Raw genomic sequence first — 17,502 nt, 5'->3', positions numbered from 1 at the left:
TTCATGAGCAGCAATCGCTACCCCATCATCTACGTGCGCGGCTATGCCATGACCGAGGCCGAGCGCGACGACACCGCCGCCGATCCGTTCTGCGGGTTCAACGTCGGCTCCACCGTCTACCGCGCCACGGTCAAGAAGGAAGCGCCGGCGCAGAAGTTCGTCTTCGAGTCGCCGGTGGTGCGGCTGCTGGCCGACTTCCAGTACCAGAGCGTCTACCAGAACGGCCTGGACATCCTCGACCCCGACTGGAAGCCCTCGCCCGATGAAAACGGCAACGACGTGGACGGCATTCCCGCTGCCTCCTTCATCATCTACCGCTACTACGACGCGGGCTCCGAGCTGCTCGGCGACGGCCAGTCGCGCGACATCAAGATCTATGCGCAGGGCCTGAGCCAGCTCATCCTGCGCGTGCGCGATCTCGTGGTGCTGCGCGAAGGGCCGGGCTACTCGACGGACGATTTCCGCTGCTACCTCGTCGCGCATTCGATGGGCGGGCTGGTGGTGCGCGCCTTCCTGCAGAACCCGGCGCTCGGCGACGCGGACGCGCGTGCCTGCGTCGACAAGGTGTTCACCTACGCCACGCCGCACAACGGCATCGACATGGGCGGCATCAACGTGCCGGCCTGGCTCTCGGTGGCCGAGATGAACACCTTCAACCGCGACAAGATGTCCGACTTCATGGCCACCGCGCCGGTCAACGGCCGCATGGACTACCTGCCGGCCTCGGCCTTTCCGGCCGAGCGCTTCTTCTGCATGGTCGGCACCAACCGCGGCGACTACGAGACCGCCAAGGGCCTGTCGCGCATGTTCGCGGGCCACGGCAGCGATGGGCTGGTGCGCATCGAGAACGCATCGCTCTGGTCGCTCGACGATGCCGGCAACACGCAGCCGGTGGCCACCGCCTTCGCCTACCGCTCGCACTCGGGCTTCTTCGGCATCGTCAACTCCGAGGAGGCCTACCAGAACCTCACGCGCTTCCTGTTCGGCGACGTGCGCGTCGATTTGTGGTTCGACGTCGATGGCGTGACCCTGCCGCCCGACCTGCCCGCTGGCGCCGACGTCGATGCGCTCTACCAGGTCGAGCTGCTGGCCGCGCCGCGCGGCAAGCGCTGGTACCTGAGCCGGCGCGTGGCGGAAGAAGACTCGCCGGCCTGCCGCACCCACAAGGAACTGACCGACCCCGCCACCGCCGACCGCCGCGCCATCTACCTGTCGACCGTGTTCCTGGCCAACAAGGCCCGCGTGAAGCAGGACCGCCCGACGCTGGCCTATGCCATGACCCTGGGCGTGCGCGTGCCCGACTACCAGGTCAACAACAAGTTCTGGCTCGACGGCCACTACGAGGGCAGCTCGCTGTTTCGCGACACGCTGGTGATCGAGCTCGCGCCGCCCGCCGCGGACGACCCCGCGCAGAACTGGAACGTCAAGTACGGCTGGCAGACCGACACGGCGGGGCAGGCCTCGCTGCCGATGAACCCGACGCAGCTGGCCAGCGGCAAGCTGCGCTTCACCGTGCCGCTTTCCAGCCTCGGCGCGGCGCCGGCGGCGCCCGGCATCACCGGGAAAGTACGGCTGGAAGTGAGCGCCTGGAGCTGAGGCCTGCCGCTACGATGGCTGCATGAAAACAGCCGCCCTCGTCATCGATGTGCAGCGCGGTCTCTGCGACGACCCGCCGCGTCCCCATGAAGCCGCCGAAGTGGTGCGGCGCATCAACGCGCTCACCGCCAGGGCGCGCGCGGCCGGCGTGCCGGTGGCGTTCATCCAGCACGAGAACGCGGTCGACCTGGTGTTCGACTCCGAGCGCTGGCAGCTCGTCGGCGCGCTGGACACCGACTCGCGCGACGCCAAGCTGCGCAAGACCACGCCCGATTCGTTCCTGCGCACGCCGCTCGACGCATGGCTGTCGGAGCATGCGGTGAAGCGCGTGGTCGTGTGCGGCTATTCGTCGGAGTTCTGCGTCGACACCACCGTGCGCCGCGCCGCCGCGCTGGGCTACGAGGTGGTGCTCGCGGCCGATGCGCACACCTCGCACGACAAGCCGCATGCCACCGGCGCGCAGATCCGCGCGCACCACAACGCCACGCTCTCGGACATCACCAGCTTCGGCGTGCCGATACGCGCGGTGGCCAGTTCGGACATCGCATTCGGCGATTGAGCCTGGCCGACGTTCAACCCGCGCTGGCGACGAGCGTACGGCCGAAGAAGTCCTTCAGCTTGGCCACCGCCTGGTTCACGTACTCGGGCTTCCAGTACGTTTCGATGTGCGTCGCGCCGTCGATCAGGAACAGCTCCTTGTCCTTCGTGCCGGTGGCCTTTGCCATGGCTCCCTGCGACATGTAGAGCGAGTCCGCGTTGCTGCCGGCCATCATCAGGAGCGGCTGGTCGATCAGGTCGATGTTGTCGGTCGCATCCCAGCTCATCAGGTCCAGCAGGCTGCTGGTGGTGAAGGCGCCCGAGGAGTTCGGGTGGAAGTGCGTCTTGCCGTAGTACGCCATGCCTTGCCGATACAGCGCGAAAGGGAGCTTGGCGATCTGTTCGTCGGTGAGCTTTGCGGTGTTGGCATAAGCCGCTTCGCCGCCAGCTGCTTGTCTGGCGCGGGCATCGGACGCCTGGCGCAGGCGTTCCTGAACGGTATCGAGCTGGGAGTCCATGTAGCCGTTGCGGCGGACCCTGCCCGAATTGAACATGCTCAGCGTGGCGACGGACTTGAAACGCTTGTCCGACTGCGCGGCCTTCAGCGAATAGCCGCCACCGCCGCATATTCCCAGGAGGCCGATGCGCGCGGCATCGACGCCGGCGTACTGCGACAGGAAGTCGGCCATGCCGTGAATGTCTTCCACGCGATTGGCCGGCTTGTCCACATAGCGCGGCTGTCCGCCGCTGCCGCCCTGGTATGCCGCGTCGGCGGCGATGGCGATATAGCCCTGGTCGGCAAGCCGCTGCGCGTACAGCCCGGCGACCTGCTCCTTCACTCCGCCGTTCGGGTGGGCGACCACGATGGCGGGGTACTTCCGGGCCGGCGAATAGTTGGCCGGCGTGTAGACGTTGGCGACGATGTCCAGTCCGTCGAGCTTGTATTTGACTGGCGTGATGTTCACCGCGCCTTTGGCGTTCTCGGTGATGGCGCCGTCATAGGCCAGGGTGAAAGGGTTCTTCTTGTAGTCGGCGGCCACGGCCACGCTGGAAATGAGGCCGACGGCACCGGCGACGCAGGTGAGGCCCAGGGTCTTGATGTTCATGGAGATGCTCCTGAAGGGGTTGCGAATCGATGGGTGACGGAAAGGCCCGCGTCAGCGGGGCTTCGTCTTGAAGACCTCGCGCGCCACGCCGACCGCGGCCACGGCGTTCGGCCAGCCTGTGTAGAAGGCCAGGTGGGTCAGCGTCTCGACGATCTCGGTCTCCGTGAGCCCGTTCTGCATGCCAAGCGCCATGTGCGAGCGCAGCTGGTCCGGTCGGTTCAGCGCAATGAGGGCGCTGATCGTGACCAGGCTGCGGTCCCGCGGCGACAGCTCCGACCGCGCCCATACGTCGCCGAACAGCACGTCATCGGTCAGCTGCGCGAGCTTGGGCGCGACATCGCCCATCAGGCGCTGGGCCCTCGATGGTTGAGGCGGTTGCGCAGTCTGCAGAGTGGTCCGTGCCGCTTGCCCGGCCGGGAGCGCGCCGTATGCCTCGTCGGTGACGGCTTCCTGCCAATCGACCGTCTTGCCGTCCTGCGCCTCCTGGATCGCGATGTGGGTCATTGCGGAATCGGGCGCAGCGCCGTGCCAGTGACGGGTGTTGGCGGGAATGCGCACGACATCTCCGGGCCTGATTTCTTCGACGGGACCACCCGCCCGCTGCACGCGGCCGACGCCAGCCGTCACGATGAGCGTCTGTCCCAGGGGATGGGTGTGCCAGTTCGTGCGCGCGCCGGGAGCGAAGCTCACCGAGCCGCCAGCCGCACGATCGGGGCCGCCGGGCGTGAACAGCATGTCGACCCTGGCGCTTCCGGTGAAGTTCTGCGCAGGCGCGGACTGCACCGCGCGGGAGGCGGCGTGCGAGACCATCGATTCGGGTTCGGCCGCGCCGGTGGCGTCGGCCATCATCAGCGTGGTCAAGGCGGCGAGGGCGAGTGGCCTCATCGGGGAGTCTCCTGGCATGGATGGGGTGGCATGCCCTGACTCTAGGCACGGCATTGCCAAGGCACTAGCCCTGCAAGGCTTGCGCCAGTTGAAAGAAAAAATTGATACTGGCGGCCTTTCTCACACCCATGGAAGCCATGGCCATCAATACCTTCAAGGCCGTCGCCACTTTTGCCAAGGCGGTCGAACTCGGCAGCATCAGGCAGGCCGCCCTGGCCCAGAGCGTCACCCCGCAAGCGGCCAGCCAGGCGATTGCGCAGCTGGAACAGCATCTGGGCGTGCGGCTCCTGCACCGCACGACACGCAGCCTGTCATTGACCGAGGAAGGCCAGCGTTTCCTGGAGAACACGCAACCGGCGCTGGCCGCGTTGGATCGCGCGCTCGACCTTGTGCGCGAAGCGAGAGACGAAGTCTCGGGAGCGCTGCGCATCGTGGGACCGAAGACCGGGTTTCCTGCCTTGCTGATGCCGGTGCTCGACGAGTTCTGCCAGGCCTATCCGGGCATTCAGCCCGACATCCAGCTGGACGACAGGCTGGGCGATTGGGTGCAGGACAGGGTCGACGTCGGGTTTCGCATCGGCACCGGGCTGAACGAGGGCGTGATCGGCCGCACTCTTTTCCCGGTGCAGATGATCGTCTGCGCCGCGCCGGCCTACCTGGCCCGGCACGGAACGCCGGCCACGATCGCGGACCTCGCATCGCACCAGTGCAGCGTGTACCGGCATCCGACCACGGGGCGCGTTTCACCGTGGTACCTCATGGTCGACAACGAAGTGGAGCAGCGCCCGATGTCTCCGGCGCTCTCGACCAACGATGCGGAAATGGAGCTTCAGGCCGTCCTGGCGGGCCGCGTCATCGGGCAACTGGCCAACTTTTCCGCCGCCGCCCACATTCGCGCCGGACGGCTCGTGCCCTTGCTGGTTCCGCACATCAGCTCGCACATCGGCTTCCACATCTACTACGGCAGCCGGGCCTCGCAACCCCGGCGGGTGCGGGCCTTCGTCGATCTCGCGGTCAAGCGCTTGCGCGGCAGTTCCGATGTGGTTCTGTCCGCCGCGGAGCTTGCCGCGGCCAGCCGCCGCTGAGAGCCCTGATGCAGGGTACCTAGGGGAATCCCTAATCTGCTCTGAAACCGGTTTCATATAAGCTGCAAGCATTGCTTTCGAGGCTCGTACGCGCACATCCCGACCTTTCTTGCGCTCGCCCCACCATGAACTACCAGTTTCAATTCGACGCCGTCTTCGCCGCCTGGCCGCTGTTGCTCAAGGGCACGTGGATCACGATCCAGCTCTCGCTCATCGCCACGGTGCTGGGCCTGGTGGTCGCCATCTTCTGCGCCTGGGGCAAGACCTCGGGGCCGGGCTGGCTGCGCTTCATCATCAATGCCTACATCGAGGTGATCCGCAACACGCCGTTCCTCGTGCAGCTGTTCTTTTTCTTCTTCGCGCTGCCGGCCATCGGCCTGCGCTGGTCGCCGCAGACGGCCGCGCTGGTGGCCATGGTGGTGAACCTGGGCGCCTACGCCACGGAAATCATCCGCGCGGGCATCGAGTCGATTCCCAAGGGCCAGATCGAGGCGGGCCGCGCGCTGAACCTCAAGCCCTGGGAGATCTTCCGCTTCGTGATCATCAAGCCGGCGCTCAAGGCCATCTACCCGGCGCTCACCAGCCAGTTCATTTTGCTGATGCTGAGTTCGGCCGTGGTGTCGGTCATCTCGGCCGACGACCTGACCTCGGTGGCCGCCAACCTGCAGTCGCAGACCTTCCGCAGCTTCGAGATCTACATCGTGGTTGCCGCCATCTACCTTGCGCTGGCGCTCGCCTTCTCGGCGATGTTCAAGCTGATCTACAAGCGCACGCTCAACTATCCGGACCGCCGGTAAGCCCAGACGACGGACGGAGCACAACATCATGCGTACCTTCGGTTTTCCCGAATTCCTTTTCATCCTCGAAGCGGCCAAGTGGACGCTCGCGCTGTCGGCCATCGCCTTCGTGGGCGGCGCGATCCTGGGGTTGGCCATCGCGCTGATGCGCACGTCGGAATCGACGTGGGCGCGCGGCATCTCGACCACCTTCATCCAGATCTTCCAGGGCACGCCGCTGCTGCTGCAGCTGTTCCTGGTGTTCTTCGGCGCGCCGGTGCTGGGGCTGGACATCAACCCGTGGGTGGCGGCCGGCGTGGCACTCATCCTGAACAGCGCCGCCTTCCTCGGCGAGATCTGGCGCGGCTGCATCGAGGCCATTCCGCGTGGCCAGTGGGAAGCGGCCGAGGCGCTGAGCCTCAAGTACACCTCCCGCATGCGCGACGTGGTGCTGCCGCAGGCCTTCAAGATCGCGCTCGCGCCCACCGTGGGCTACGTGGTGCAGATCATCAAGGGCACCTCGCTCGCGGCCATCATCGGCTTCGTCGAGGTGACGCGCGCCGGGCAGATCGTCAACAACGCCACCTTCCAGCCGCTCATCGTGTTCTCGGTGGTGGCTGCCATCTACTTCGTGATCTGCTGGCCGCTCTCTTTGCTGGCCGCGCGCATGGAGCGCAAGCGCGCCCGCGCGCTGGCCCGCTGATTTCCTTTTTTCGTTTTTTCTTTCTCGTCGTTCCTTTCTTTATTCAGGAGACATATTCCATGACCCGTACCACCACCCGCCGCGCGGCGATCGCAGCCCTGGGGCTCGGCGCCGCCCTGACCGTGTTCGCTCCCTTCGCTTGCGCGCAGAGCGTGGCCGACATCAAGAAGAAGGGCGAGATCACCATCGGCATGCTGGTCGACTTTCCGCCCTACGGCACCACCGACGCCAAGAACCAGCCCGACGGCTACGACGCCGACGTGGCCAAGCTGCTGGCCAAGGACTGGGGCGTGAAAGCCAACATCGTGCCGGTGACCGGCCCGAACCGCATTCCCTTCCTGCTGACCAACAAGGTCGACCTGCTGGTGGCTTCGCTGGCCATCACGCCCGAGCGCGCCAAGCAGGTGCAGTTCTCGCAGCCCTACGCTGCCGCGACCATCGTGCTGTACGGCGCGAGCAAGACGCCCATCAAGGCAGCGGCCGACCTGAAGGGCCTGCGCGTGGGCGTGGCCCGTGCGTCCACGCAAGACGTGGCCGTGACCAAGGCCGCGCCGGAAGGCACTGAAATCCGCCGCTTCGACGACGACGCTTCGGCCATGCAGGCGCTGATCTCCGGCCAGGTCGATGCCATCGGCTGCTCGGTGACCGTCGCCGCGCAGATCGCCAAGCGCGTGCCCGCCAACACCTACGAAAACAAGTTCACGCTGGTGCAGCAGTCGATGGGCATCGCGATGCGCCCCGGCCAGGAAGAGCTGACCAAGGCGGTGAACGAGTTCGTGCAGAAGAACACTGCCAACGGCGAGCTGAACAAGCTGTATCAAAAGTGGCTGCAGGTCGACCTGCCCAAGATGCAGTAATCACCGCGATACAAAGAGGCTGAAGGAAATCCTGGCATGACGACGGAATCGATCATCCGCATGGAAGCGGTCAACAAGTGGTACGGTGAATTCCAGGTGTTGACCGGCATCGACCTGTCGGTGCGCCAGGGCGAGCGCATCGTGATCTGCGGGCCCTCGGGCTCGGGCAAGTCGACGCTGATCCGCTGCATCAACCGGCTCGAGACGGTGCAGAAGGGCCGCATCGTGGTCGACGGCATCGACCTCACGGCCGGCGGCAAGAACATCGACGCGGTGCGTGCCGAGGTGGGCATGGTGTTCCAGCAGTTCAACCTGTTTCCGCATCTCACCATCCTGGAGAACTGCACGCTCGCGCCGAAGCGCTCGCGCGGCATGACCAAGGCGCAGGCCGAGGAAATTGCCATGAAGTACCTCACGCGGGTGCGCATTCCCGAGCAGGCCAACAAGTACCCGAGTCAGCTCTCCGGCGGCCAGCAGCAGCGCGTGGCCATTGCGCGCGCGCTGTGCATGACGCCGAAGATCATGCTGTTCGACGAGCCCACCTCCGCGCTCGACCCCGAGATGGTCAAGGAAGTGCTCGACACCATGATCGGCCTGGCCGAAGACGGCATGACCATGCTGTGCGTGACGCACGAAATGGGCTTCGCCCGCAGCGTGGCCGACCGCGTGATCTTCATGGCCGAAGGCAAGATCGTGGAGCAGGCGCCGCCCGAGGAGTTCTTCGGCAACCCGAAGGACGAGCGCACGCGCCAGTTCCTCGGCCAGATCCTGAGTTCGCACCAAGGCCACTGATGTCCTTCGAGGTCCTGATTTCTCTGTCGTCCTTCGGTGCGGCCGAGGTGGGCCGGCACGGCCAGCTCTGGTGCTCGCAGCTTGCACGCGCGGCAGGCGCCGATTCGGTGGAAGTGCGCGGCGAGATGCTGCGCGACGCCGACGCGGAACTGCCCGCGCTGAACGGGCTGGCATCGGTGTACTCCAGCCCCGAGGGCCTGTGGGCCGAGGGCGGCTGGCTCGACAGCGCCGCGCTCAAGCGCGGCATTGCCGCTGCCACGCGCGTGGGCGCGAAGCGGCTGAAGATGTCCATCGGCGACTTCCAGGCTTCGTCGCACGGCTCGCTGTGGGGCCTGAAGGTGGAGCTTGCAGAAACGCGCGTCGAACTCGTCATCGAGAACGACCAGACCGTGCGCGCCGGCACGCTGGCCGCGCTGCAGGCCTTCTTCGAGGCGGCAGACCATGCCGGCCTTTCGCTGGGCATGACCTTCGACATGGGCAACTGGCACTGGCTCGGCGAATGCCCGCTGCAGGCCGCGCAGGCGCTCGGCCACCGCGTGCGCTACGTGCATTGCAAGGGCGCGCAGCGGCTGCCGCACAAGTGGGTGGCGGTGCCGCTGGGCGATTCGGTCGCGCCGTGGCGTGCCGTGCTGCGCGCGCTGCCCGCCGACGTGCCGCATGCCATCGAATACCCGCTCGTGGGCGACGACCTGCTGGCCGTCACCCGCGCGCAGATCGACTTCATACGCGCCGCGCGCGCGCAGACCTAGAACAACAGACACAACGGACATGACAGAACCTACCGCCTTCGACGTCGCCCTTTTCGGCGAGGCCATGCTGCTGCTGGTGGCCGACCGGCCGGGCCCGCTGGAAGACGCCCAGTCGTTCCACAAGCGCACCGCCGGCGCCGAGACCAACGTGGCCATCGGCCTGTCGCGCCTGGGCCTGAAGGTGGGCTGGGCCAGCCGGCTGGGCACCGACTCGATGGGCCGCGCGCTGCTGGCCGCGATGCGCGCCGAAGGCATCGACTGCTCGCACGTGATCACCGACGCGACGCAGCGCACCGGCTTCCAGTTCAAGGGCCGCGTCACCGACGGCAGCGACCCGCCGATCGAATACCACCGCAAGGGCTCCGCCGCGAGCCACATGGGCCCGGCCGACATCGACGAGGCCTGGCTGCGCTCGGCACGCCACCTGCACGCCACCGGCGTGTTCGCCGCCATCTCCGACACCAGCCTGCAGGCCGCGCTCAAGAGCATGGACGTGATGCGCGCCGCCGGCCGCACCATCTCCTTCGACACCAACCTGCGCCCCACGCTGTGGTCGTCCACCGAGACCATGCGCCACTGGGTCAACGAGCTGGCCTCGCGCGCCGACTGGGTGCTGCCCGGCATCGAGGAAGGCCTGCTGCTCACCGGCCACGACAAGCCCGAGGACGTCGCCCGCTTCTACCGCGAGCGCGGCGCGAAGCTGGTGGTGGTGAAGCTCGGCGCCGCCGGCGCCTACTACGACAGCGACGTGGCCGGCACCGGCCATGTCGACGGCTTCCCGGTCAAGGAAGTGATCGACACCGTGGGCGCGGGCGACGGCTTCGCGGCCGGCGTGGTGAGCGCGCTGCTCGAAGGTCGCAGCGTGCCCGACGCCGTGCGCCGCGGCGCCTGGATCGGCGCGCGCGCCGTGCAGGTGCTGGGCGACACGGAAGGACTGCCCACGCGGGCGCAGCTCGAAGAAGCGGGGCTCTGAACGCCATGACGCAGCAGAAGAACATCCTCGTCTTCAGGCCGCTGCCCGAAGACCAGCTCGCGCGCCTGCAGGCTGCGCACCATGTGACAGTGGCCGACCCGCGCAAGGAGCCCGAGGCCTTCGCCGCCGCGCTGCGCACCGCGGACGGCCTGATCGGCTCCAGCCATCCGGTCGATGCCGCGCTGCTCGACGCGGCGCCGCAGCTGCAGGTGATTTCGAGCGTGTCCGTGGGCGTCGACAACTATCCGCTGGCCGAACTGCGCAAGCGCGGCATCGTGCTGTGCCACACGCCCGACGTGCTGACCGAGACCGTGGCCGACACGGTGTTCGCGATTCTCATGGCCACGCAGCGCCGCGTGGTCGAGTTGTCGAACCTGGTGCGCGAAGGCCGCTGGACCAAGAACATCGGCGAAGAGCTCTTCGGCACCGACGTGCACGGCAAGACGCTGGGCATCCTCGGCTTCGGCCGCATCGGGCAGGCCGTGGCGCGCCGCGCCGCCCTGGGCTTCGGCATGCCGGTGCTGTACCACTCGCGCCGCCCGGTCGACCTGGCGGCGCAGGCACCCGAGTTGCAGGGCCGCGCCGCGCACACGCCGCTGGACGACCTGCTGGCGCGCGCCGACATCGTGCTCGCGATGCTGCCGCTGACCGACGCCACGCGCGGCATGATCGACGCCGCCTTCTTCGCGCGCATGAAGCCCGGCGCGGCTTTCATCAACGGCGGCCGCGGCGCCACGGTGAATGAAGAAGCGCTGCTGAACGCGCTCGACCACGGCACGCTGCGCGCCGCCGGGCTCGACGTGTTCGCCAAGGAGCCGCTGCCGGCCGATTCGCCGCTGCGCACCCATCCGCGCGTGACGCCGCTGCCGCACATCGGCTCGGCCACGCACGAGACGCGCCACGCCATGGCCGAGCTGGCGACAACCAATCTGCTGCAGGTGCTGGCGGGCGAGAAGCCGACGGCGCCGTACGACACGGCAAGCGCATGACCGGTGCCAGGCTTTTCTCCCTCCCCCGCTGGGGGAGGGCAGGGGTGGGGGCAAGCGGCGCATCCACTGGACGCTCTGCCTGCCCCCATCCCGACCTTCCCCCAGAGGGGGAAGGAGCAAGACCATGAAGCCCACCGGCCGCGCCACCATTGCCGACGTTGCCGAAGCCGCCGGCGTCTCCAAGGCCACCGTCTCGCGCTTCCTCAACCACCGCGAGCGCCTGCTGAGCCCCGACATCGCCGCGCGCGTCGAAGTGGCCATCGCCAAGCTGGCCTATTCACCGAGCCCGATGGCGCAGGCGCTGAGCCATGGCCGTTCGCGCCTCATCGGCCTGATCGTGGCCGACATCACCAACCCGTATTCCGTCGCCGTGCTGCGCGGCGCCGAAAAAGCCTGCCAGGACGCCGGCTACCTGGTGATGCTGTTCAACCTCGGCAACGAGAGCGAACGCGAGCGCGAGGCCATCGACGCGCTGGCGGGCTACCAGGTCGACGGCTTCATCCTCAACACGCTGGGGCGCGGCAGCAACGTGGTCGACGCGGTCACGCTGCACGGCAAGCCCGCCGTGCTGGTGGACCGCCGCCACACCGGCATGCACACCGACTTCGTCTCGCTCGACAACCATGCCGCGATGACGGCCACCTGCGGCCACCTGGTCGAGGGCGGCTATCGCGAACTGCTCTACGTCACCGAGCCGCAGAAGGGCGTGAGCTCGCGGCGCGAGCGCACGGCCGCGTTCGGCGCCTGCGTGGCCGCGCACGAGCCGCGCGTGGCGGGCGAGATTTTCGAATGCGTCGAGGGCGGCCATGAAGCGCTCGACGAGGCCCTGCAGGCGCTGCGCCAGCGTGCCAAGCGCGGCCGTCGCGCGGCGGTGGTCGCGGGCAATGCGGTGGTCACGCTGCGCGTGGCGCAGGCCATGGCGCGGCTGGGCTGGCAGTTCGGCAGCGACCTGGGCTTCGTCGGCTTCGACGATCCTGAGTGGGCTTCGCTCATCGGGCCGGGTTTGAGCACCGTGGCCCAGCCCACGGACGCCATCGGCCGCACGGCTGCTACGTGTCTGATCGAGCGGCTGCGGGGGCTGGAAGAGGCGCCGCGCCAGCTGCTGCTGCCTGGCGAGCTGGTGGTGCGGGGCTCTTCGCGGGCTCCCTAGCATCCTGCACCGCGCGGTCGAAGGTGATCGGCCCGCGCATCCAGTCGGCGGCGCGTTCGGCAATCATGATCGTCGGCGCATTGGTGTTGCCGCCGATCAGCGTCGGCATCACCGAGGCATCGACCACGCGCAGGTTCGCGATGCCGTGAACGCGCAGCTTCGCGTCGACCACGGCCATGGCGTCGGTGCCCATCTTGCAGGTGCCCACCGGGTGATAGATGGTGTCTGCGCGTGCGCGGATGTGCCGCTCCAGTTCTTCGTCGGTCTGCACGTTCGCGGTGTAGAGCTCTTCGTGGCGGTAGGGCGCGAGCGCCGGCGCGCGCAGTATTTCGCGCATCTTCTTCACGCCGCGCAGCAGCAACGCCACGTCCTGCGCATCCGACAGAAAGCGCGGATCGATGCGCGGCGCCGATGCCGGGTCTGCGTCGTTCAATCGCACGTCGCCGCGTCCATTGGGCCGCAGCACGCACGCATGGCACGAGAAGCCGAAGCCGCCGTGCAGCTTGCGCGCATGGTCGTCGACCAGGCTGATCACGAAGTGCAATTGCAGGTCGGGCCGGCGCAGTTCGGGCGACGTCTTGATGAAGGCGCCGCCTTCGGCGAAGGGTGTCGAGATCAGGCCCTTGCCCGTGCGGCGCCACTCCGGAATGGCTTTCACGAAATTGAAGAGCCCGGCCGGTCCCAGGCCGGGCAGGCCCTTGGCGCTGGTGCGGTAGGAGAGGATGAAGTCGACGTGGTCCTGCAGGTTGCGGCCCACGCCCGGCAGCGCATGCAGCACCGCGATGCCGTGGCGCCCGAGTTCCTCCGGGTCGCCGATGCCCGAGAGCATCAGCAGCTGCGGTGAATTGAAGGCGCCGCCGCACAGCACCACCTCGCGCCGTGCGTGCAGGGTGTCGATGTTGCCGCCTCTGCGCACCTCGACACCAGTGGCGCGGCGGCCGTCGAGCAGCACCCGCTGCGCCTGCGTGCCGGTCAGCACCGTGAGGTTGGGGCGGTTGTTCATCACCGGGTGCAGGTAGGCCGCGGCGGCAGAGCAGCGCTCGCCGTTCCTGTCGCCGCCGTGGAACTGCGTGACCTGGTAGAGCCCGGCGCCTTCCTGCACGCCGTCGTTGAAGTCGTCGTTGCGAGGAACGCCGCACTCCATGGCCGCGCGCACGAAGGCTTCGCTGATCTCGCGCGGCGACTGCTGGTCCGACACCTGCAGCGGGCCGTGCGCGCCGTGCATGGCGCTTTCGCCGCGCTGGTTGCCCTCGGCATGTTTGAACCACGGCAGCACGTCGGCGTAAGACCAGCCTGCGCAGCCGGCGCGCTCCCAGTCGTCGTAGTCGCTGGGATGGCCGCGCACGTAGAGCATGGCGTTGATGGCGCTCGAGCCGCCGAGGCAGCGCCCGCGCGGCTGGTAGCCGCGCCGCCCGTTCAGGCCGGGCTGCGGCACGGTCTGGTAGGCGTAGTTGTTGATGCGTGGCCGGCCCGACAGCATGGCCGCCGCGCCGGCCGGCGCCCGCACCAGCACGCCGCGCCCGTCGCCGCCGGCCTCGACCAGGCAGACATGCACGGCGGGGTCTTCGCTGAGCCGCGCGGCCAGCGTGGCGCCGCCGGACCCGCCGCCCACGATCACGTAGTCGAATTCCATGGCGCGTCTTCCTTTTGTTCTTTGTCGCCTGCGTCCGATCGGACGGATTCGACTGTAGGAATGAACTCGTGCGCGGGGCTTGGCGTTTTCCCTCAGTGCGGCAGGCGCGCCGCAAGTGGGTTTTCTCTCACGATGCCGACAGCCGTTTGACAGCTCTCCGCGCGAAACTCCAAAGAGCAGTTCGCCTGCGACACGCGCGATGCGCGACGACATAACAACGCCAAGAGCCATGCAAGAAACCTCTCCCTCTTTTCCCGCTCTCTCGCGCCGCGGCATGCTGCGCCTGTCCCTCGGCGGCACCGCCATGGTTTCCCTTCCGGGCATCGGCTGGGCCGCGGCCGGCGCCGCCAGCCCGCGCTTTGCCGATGGCCTGCCGCGCAGCCGGCCCGAGGCGCAGGGCATTTCGTCCGCGTCGATCCTGGCCTTCCTCGACGAGGCCGAGCGCAGCGCCTTCGAGCTGCATGGCTTCATGCTGTGGCGCAACGGCCATGTGGTGGCCGAAGGCTGGTGGGACCCGTACAAGGCCGAGCGCCGCCACATGACGCACTCGCTGACCAAGAGCGTGACCGTGTGCGCGGTCGGCATGGCCATTGCCGACGGCAAGTTCGGCCTCGACGACAAGGTCGTCTCCTTCTTCCCCGAGCACCTGCCACCCACGGTCAGCCCCAACCTCGCGGCCATGACGGTGCGCGACCTGCTCACCATGCGCACCGGCCACGAGTCGATGGTGTCGGGCTCGGTGTGGCGACCCATTCGCACCAGCTGGATCGCCGAGTTCTTCAAGGTCCCCGTGGTCTACACGCCGGGCAGCAAGTTCGTCTACACCAGCGCAGCCACCTACATGCTGTCGGCCATCGTCACCCGGACCACGGGCCAGTCGGTCGCCGACTATCTCAAGCCGCGCTTCTTCGAGCCGCTGGACATCACGGGCTACGAGTGGGACGTGGGCCCCGAGGGCATCTCGCCCGGCGCCAACGGCCTGAGCTGGAAGACGGTCGACTCGCTCAAGCTCGGCATCCTGCATGCGCAGGACGGCATGTGGAACGGCAAGCGCATCCTCACCAAGGAGTGGGTCGACGCGGTGCACGCGCCGCACACCAAGGACAAGTACGGCTACCAGTGGTGGCTGGGCCCGCACGGCGCCTACAACGCGGACGGCCTGTTCGGCCAGTACTCGGTGGTGTTTCCCGAGCAGAACGCGGTGCTCGCGCTCAACTCGGCGCTGCCGCCCAAGGCCGGCTTCAACGCGGGCCTGCTGTACAAGCACTTCCCGGCCGCTTTCGGCAAGGCCGTGCCCATGCCCGCGAACGGAAAAGACAGCGCCGCGCTCGAGGCCCGCACGCGCGGCCTGCGGCTGCTGCCGCCCGTGAAGCCCGGCAGCTCGCCAGTGGCCGCGAACGTGTCGGGCCAGCGTTTCGACTTTGCGGAGAACGCCGAGAAGATCAAGTCGATGCGGCTCGACTTCAGCGCCGACGCCTGCACCTTCACCATGGAAGACGAGCGCGGCACGCACAAGGTGCAGGCCGGCCTGCGCAAGCCGCTGGAGGGCGACACCACCGTCACCGGCAACAAGCTGCACCACGAGTACCAACCCGAGGTGATGCGCGTGGTGGCCAGCGGCGAGTGGCTCGACGCGCGCACCTTCGTCATGACCTGGACCTTCGTCGAGTCGGCCTTCCGCGACACCGTGGTGTGCCGCTTCTCAGGCCCGTACCTGCGTTTCGACCGCAGCGTGAACGTCAATTCGAGCGCCACCGAGATGCCGACCCTTACCGGAAAGCGGGTGCAGGCCTGAGCCTCGGCTGCGTTGCGGCCAGAATCGGCGGATGCCTTCCACGATTCTGCTGATCGACGACCACGCCATGTTCCGCGAGGGCCTGCGCCTCGCACTGCGAGAGGCGGAGCCCTCGATGACCATCGAAACCGCCAGCACCGGTGGCGAAGCGCTGCAGGCATTGCAGACCTTGCCGGTGCTCGATGCCGTCATGACCGACTACTACCTGCCCGACCTCGGCGGCGCCGCGCTGGTGCAGCAGTTGCACCGGCGCAGGGGCGGGCTTCGCGTGCTGGTGCTGTCGGCCTCCGAAGACCCGCATGACATCGAAACCGCGCTGGAAGCCGGGGCGCAGGGCTTCGTGCACAAGTCGGCCGACAGCCGGCAGTTGCTGGATGCGCTGCGGCGCGTGATGGGCGGCGAGCAGAACGTGGTGCACATGTCGCCGCAGGGCGTTTCACCGCTGCCTGTGCTGTCGACCCCGACCGACGGCCTGAGCCGCCTGACCGCGCGCCAGACCGAGGTACTGCACCTGCTGTGCGAGGGCCTGCGCAACGCGCAGATCGCGCAGCGGCTGGAGACTTCCGAGAAGACGGTGAAGGCCCATATCTCCGCGATCTTCGCGGCGCTCGACGTGTCCAACCGCACGCAGGCCACCATCGCGGCGCGCCGCGTGGGCCTGCTGGGCAAGCCGCGCTAGGCGGCCGCCGCGCCCTTCGGCGCGGTGTCACTATTTGTCGGCCGCCTTTACCGAGGGTTCACTCGGCAGACAACTTGCGCCGGGCCGGCCGTGGCTCAATTCGTCATCATGCATTCGGACGCAACGGTATTCACAGAGATGCGCTTCTGGGCCTTGGTGCTTTGTTCGCTGGTGCTGCCCACCGCCATCTTCGTCACGCTCTTCGTGCGGCGCGAGTTCTCGAAGGTCACCGTGCTGGCCTTCGGCTCATTGCTGATCCTGCTGGCGGGCGTGGACATCTTCCTGCTGCGCGCGCTGGCCAACATGGCCCGGGCCACGCCATCGCTGGCCGACGACCTTGTGTTTTCCTCGGCGTTGTCGATTGCGCTCTACATCTTCCCGGCCGCCTTCGGCACCTTCGGCCTCAACATGGTCTCGCATGTGCTCATGCACTACCTGAAGCAGAAGGAACTGCGCTTCGAGCGGCATCAGGCGCCGGCGCAGCAGCCATCGGCCGGTGCGCCGGCACGCCCGCATGCCTTGCCTGTGCGGCGGACCCGGACGCAGGTCGACAGCGCGGAAGCCCCCGGGACTGAAACGCGCCGCAGCCGCGCGCCACGCGCGCGCTGGCTCTACGCCAACCCGGGTGCGCGCCGGCGACGGGTGGTGTCCCGGGCGTCCCTGCGATAGGGCGCGCGGCGCTCGTCACGCCCATTCGGCGCAAGGCGTTATTCTTTGCGGCCGACGTCCGCAACTTCCTCATTCCATGCTCAGCATCCACGCAGACACTTCCCACGTCATTCAATTGGCGGTGGGACCTTCGTTCATGTTGGCCGCCATCGGCGGAACGCTGACGGTGTTGACGAACCGGCTCGCGCGGGTCAACGACCGGATGCACAAGTGCCGCGACGAGCGTGAAGACGCCACGCCCGCCAAGTGCACCGACATCGACGCCGAACTCGCGACGCTCAACCGCAGGGCCAAGATCATCAACGCGGCGGTTTCCACCGGCGCGCTGTGCGGCGTCATCGTCTGCCTGCTGATCGGCTCGCTGTTCGTCGCCAATGAACTGGAGTTGGCTTTCGACCGTCCGGTGGCCGTGCTGTTCGTGGTCGCGATGCTGGCGCTGATCGCGACCTACGGCCTGCTGCTGGTCGAGATCTTCGTCACCCAGAAGAGCATCAACCCGACGTAGCCTCCCGACCACGGCCGGGGAAG

At 67.8% G+C, this 17,502-nt stretch carries 18 protein-coding genes; 15 read left to right on the top strand and 3 right to left on the bottom strand.

Features of this window, described 5'->3' with window-relative positions; genetic code table 11:
• Positions 1-3 precede the first annotated feature (3 nt).
• Together L3V85_RS23545 and L3V85_RS23540 are read left to right on the top strand one after the other, a co-directional pair.
• Positions 4-1,596 carry an esterase/lipase family protein gene (locus tag L3V85_RS23545; protein ID WP_237675110.1) on the top strand — a complete coding sequence of 531 codons (1,593 nt, stop codon included), beginning with the start codon at positions 4-6 and terminating at the stop codon, positions 1,594-1,596.
• Between the two features lie 22 nt (positions 1,597-1,618).
• Entirely contained in the window at positions 1,619-2,155 is a 537-nt protein-coding gene (locus L3V85_RS23540; protein WP_237675109.1) for a cysteine hydrolase family protein, read from the top strand.
• A gap of 13 nt (positions 2,156-2,168) precedes the next feature.
• Here the strand turns inward: L3V85_RS23540 and L3V85_RS23535 are convergent, their stop codons facing one another.
• On the bottom strand, positions 2,169-3,239 hold the full coding sequence (locus L3V85_RS23535) for an alpha/beta hydrolase (RefSeq protein ID WP_237675108.1): 1,071 nt from the start codon (positions 3,237-3,239) through the stop codon (positions 2,169-2,171).
• A 51-nt stretch (positions 3,240-3,290) separates the two neighbouring features.
• Positions 3,291-4,124 carry a (R)-mandelonitrile lyase gene (locus L3V85_RS23530; RefSeq protein ID WP_237675107.1) on the bottom strand — a complete coding sequence of 278 codons (834 nt, stop codon included), beginning with the start codon at positions 4,122-4,124 and terminating at the stop codon, positions 3,291-3,293.
• Positions 4,125-4,261: 137 nt separating this feature from the next.
• On the opposite strand from L3V85_RS23530, the gene L3V85_RS23525 reads away from it, so the two are divergent.
• From L3V85_RS23525 to L3V85_RS23485, 9 genes are all read left to right on the top strand, one after another.
• On the top strand, positions 4,262-5,209 hold the full coding sequence (locus L3V85_RS23525) for a LysR family transcriptional regulator (protein WP_237680635.1): 948 nt from the start codon (positions 4,262-4,264) through the stop codon (positions 5,207-5,209).
• A 125-nt stretch (positions 5,210-5,334) separates the two neighbouring features.
• The gene (locus tag L3V85_RS23520; protein ID WP_237675106.1) at positions 5,335-6,006 is read left to right on the top strand and encodes an amino acid ABC transporter permease; all 672 of its coding nucleotides are present in this window, start codon (positions 5,335-5,337) and stop codon (positions 6,004-6,006) included.
• A 28-nt stretch (positions 6,007-6,034) separates the two neighbouring features.
• On the top strand, positions 6,035-6,688 hold the full coding sequence (locus tag L3V85_RS23515) for an amino acid ABC transporter permease (RefSeq protein ID WP_237675105.1): 654 nt from the start codon (positions 6,035-6,037) through the stop codon (positions 6,686-6,688).
• 59 nt (positions 6,689-6,747) lie between these two features.
• The gene (locus tag L3V85_RS23510) at positions 6,748-7,545 is read left to right on the top strand and encodes a transporter substrate-binding domain-containing protein (RefSeq protein ID WP_237675104.1); all 798 of its coding nucleotides are present in this window, start codon (positions 6,748-6,750) and stop codon (positions 7,543-7,545) included.
• A gap of 36 nt (positions 7,546-7,581) precedes the next feature.
• A complete protein-coding gene (locus tag L3V85_RS23505) occupies positions 7,582-8,337 on the top strand; it encodes an amino acid ABC transporter ATP-binding protein (protein WP_272934023.1) in 756 nt (251 codons plus the stop codon).
• Positions 8,337-9,086 carry a sugar phosphate isomerase/epimerase family protein gene (locus L3V85_RS23500; protein WP_237675103.1) on the top strand — a complete coding sequence of 250 codons (750 nt, stop codon included), beginning with the start codon at positions 8,337-8,339 and terminating at the stop codon, positions 9,084-9,086. Before L3V85_RS23505 ends, L3V85_RS23500 begins: the two co-directional genes overlap by 1 nt.
• Positions 9,087-9,105: 19 nt before the next feature.
• Positions 9,106-10,059 (top strand): sugar kinase, encoded by a 954-nt coding sequence (locus tag L3V85_RS23495; protein ID WP_237675102.1) that lies wholly within the window; start codon positions 9,106-9,108, stop codon positions 10,057-10,059.
• Positions 10,060-10,064: 5 nt separating this feature from the next.
• A complete protein-coding gene (locus L3V85_RS23490) occupies positions 10,065-11,048 on the top strand; it encodes a 2-hydroxyacid dehydrogenase (RefSeq protein ID WP_237675101.1) in 984 nt (327 codons plus the stop codon).
• Positions 11,049-11,172: 124 nt separating this feature from the next.
• The gene (locus L3V85_RS23485; protein ID WP_237675100.1) at positions 11,173-12,198 is read left to right on the top strand and encodes a LacI family DNA-binding transcriptional regulator; all 1,026 of its coding nucleotides are present in this window, start codon (positions 11,173-11,175) and stop codon (positions 12,196-12,198) included.
• Here the strand turns inward: L3V85_RS23485 and L3V85_RS23480 are convergent.
• Positions 12,098-13,831 (bottom strand): GMC family oxidoreductase, encoded by a 1,734-nt coding sequence (locus L3V85_RS23480; RefSeq protein WP_237675099.1) that lies wholly within the window; start codon positions 13,829-13,831, stop codon positions 12,098-12,100. The genes L3V85_RS23485 and L3V85_RS23480 overlap by 101 nt on opposite strands.
• Positions 13,832-14,060: 229 nt before the next feature.
• Here L3V85_RS23480 and L3V85_RS23475 point away from each other — a divergent pair, with 229 nt between their 5' ends.
• The 4 genes from L3V85_RS23475 (at position 14,061) to L3V85_RS23460 (ending at position 17,479) form a co-directional block, all read left to right on the top strand.
• Complete coding sequence (locus L3V85_RS23475) at positions 14,061-15,626, top strand: serine hydrolase domain-containing protein (protein ID WP_237675098.1); 1,566 nt, start codon at positions 14,061-14,063, stop codon at positions 15,624-15,626.
• A gap of 31 nt (positions 15,627-15,657) precedes the next feature.
• Positions 15,658-16,305, top strand: a complete 648-nt coding sequence (locus L3V85_RS23470; RefSeq protein ID WP_237675097.1) for a response regulator transcription factor — start codon at positions 15,658-15,660, stop codon at positions 16,303-16,305.
• Positions 16,306-16,413: 108 nt separating this feature from the next.
• Positions 16,414-16,974, top strand: a complete 561-nt coding sequence (locus L3V85_RS23465) for a hypothetical protein (RefSeq protein WP_237675096.1) — start codon at positions 16,414-16,416, stop codon at positions 16,972-16,974.
• Positions 16,975-17,050: 76 nt separating this feature from the next.
• Positions 17,051-17,479 carry a DUF2721 domain-containing protein gene (locus L3V85_RS23460; protein WP_237675095.1) on the top strand — a complete coding sequence of 143 codons (429 nt, stop codon included), beginning with the start codon at positions 17,051-17,053 and terminating at the stop codon, positions 17,477-17,479.
• The last annotated feature ends 23 nt before the right edge of the window (positions 17,480-17,502 follow it).

Source organism: Variovorax paradoxus (assembly GCF_022009635.1).
In the GTDB taxonomy this organism is placed as follows: Bacteria; Pseudomonadota; Gammaproteobacteria; order Burkholderiales; family Burkholderiaceae_C; genus Variovorax.
The sequence above is the reverse complement of the archived record's forward strand: the minus strand, read 5'-3'. Positions and strand labels throughout refer to the sequence as shown.

Excerpts from the sequence above, each read along its gene's own strand:
- L3V85_RS23545 (WP_237675110.1), top strand. The coding sequence starts at position 4 with ATGAGCAGCAATCGCTACCCCATCATCTACGTGCGCGGCTATGCCATG.
- L3V85_RS23540 (WP_237675109.1), top strand. The coding sequence starts at position 1,619 with ATGAAAACAGCCGCCCTCGTCATCGATGTGCAGCGCGGTCTCTGCGAC.
- L3V85_RS23535 (WP_237675108.1), bottom strand. The coding sequence starts at position 3,239 with ATGAACATCAAGACCCTGGGCCTCACCTGCGTCGCCGGTGCCGTCGGC.
- L3V85_RS23530 (WP_237675107.1), bottom strand. The coding sequence starts at position 4,124 with ATGAGGCCACTCGCCCTCGCCGCCTTGACCACGCTGATGATGGCCGAC.
- L3V85_RS23525 (WP_237680635.1), top strand. The coding sequence starts at position 4,262 with ATGGCCATCAATACCTTCAAGGCCGTCGCCACTTTTGCCAAGGCGGTC.
- L3V85_RS23520 (WP_237675106.1), top strand. The coding sequence starts at position 5,335 with ATGAACTACCAGTTTCAATTCGACGCCGTCTTCGCCGCCTGGCCGCTG.
- L3V85_RS23515 (WP_237675105.1), top strand. The coding sequence starts at position 6,035 with ATGCGTACCTTCGGTTTTCCCGAATTCCTTTTCATCCTCGAAGCGGCC.
- L3V85_RS23510 (WP_237675104.1), top strand. The coding sequence starts at position 6,748 with ATGACCCGTACCACCACCCGCCGCGCGGCGATCGCAGCCCTGGGGCTC.
- L3V85_RS23505 (WP_272934023.1), top strand. The coding sequence starts at position 7,582 with ATGACGACGGAATCGATCATCCGCATGGAAGCGGTCAACAAGTGGTAC.
- L3V85_RS23500 (WP_237675103.1), top strand. The coding sequence starts at position 8,337 with ATGTCCTTCGAGGTCCTGATTTCTCTGTCGTCCTTCGGTGCGGCCGAG.
- L3V85_RS23495 (WP_237675102.1), top strand. The coding sequence starts at position 9,106 with ATGACAGAACCTACCGCCTTCGACGTCGCCCTTTTCGGCGAGGCCATG.
- L3V85_RS23490 (WP_237675101.1), top strand. The coding sequence starts at position 10,065 with ATGACGCAGCAGAAGAACATCCTCGTCTTCAGGCCGCTGCCCGAAGAC.
- L3V85_RS23485 (WP_237675100.1), top strand. The coding sequence starts at position 11,173 with ATGAAGCCCACCGGCCGCGCCACCATTGCCGACGTTGCCGAAGCCGCC.
- L3V85_RS23480 (WP_237675099.1), bottom strand. The coding sequence starts at position 13,831 with ATGGAATTCGACTACGTGATCGTGGGCGGCGGGTCCGGCGGCGCCACG.
- L3V85_RS23475 (WP_237675098.1), top strand. The coding sequence starts at position 14,061 with ATGCAAGAAACCTCTCCCTCTTTTCCCGCTCTCTCGCGCCGCGGCATG.
- L3V85_RS23470 (WP_237675097.1), top strand. The coding sequence starts at position 15,658 with ATGCCTTCCACGATTCTGCTGATCGACGACCACGCCATGTTCCGCGAG.
- L3V85_RS23465 (WP_237675096.1), top strand. The coding sequence starts at position 16,414 with ATGCATTCGGACGCAACGGTATTCACAGAGATGCGCTTCTGGGCCTTG.
- L3V85_RS23460 (WP_237675095.1), top strand. The coding sequence starts at position 17,051 with ATGCTCAGCATCCACGCAGACACTTCCCACGTCATTCAATTGGCGGTG.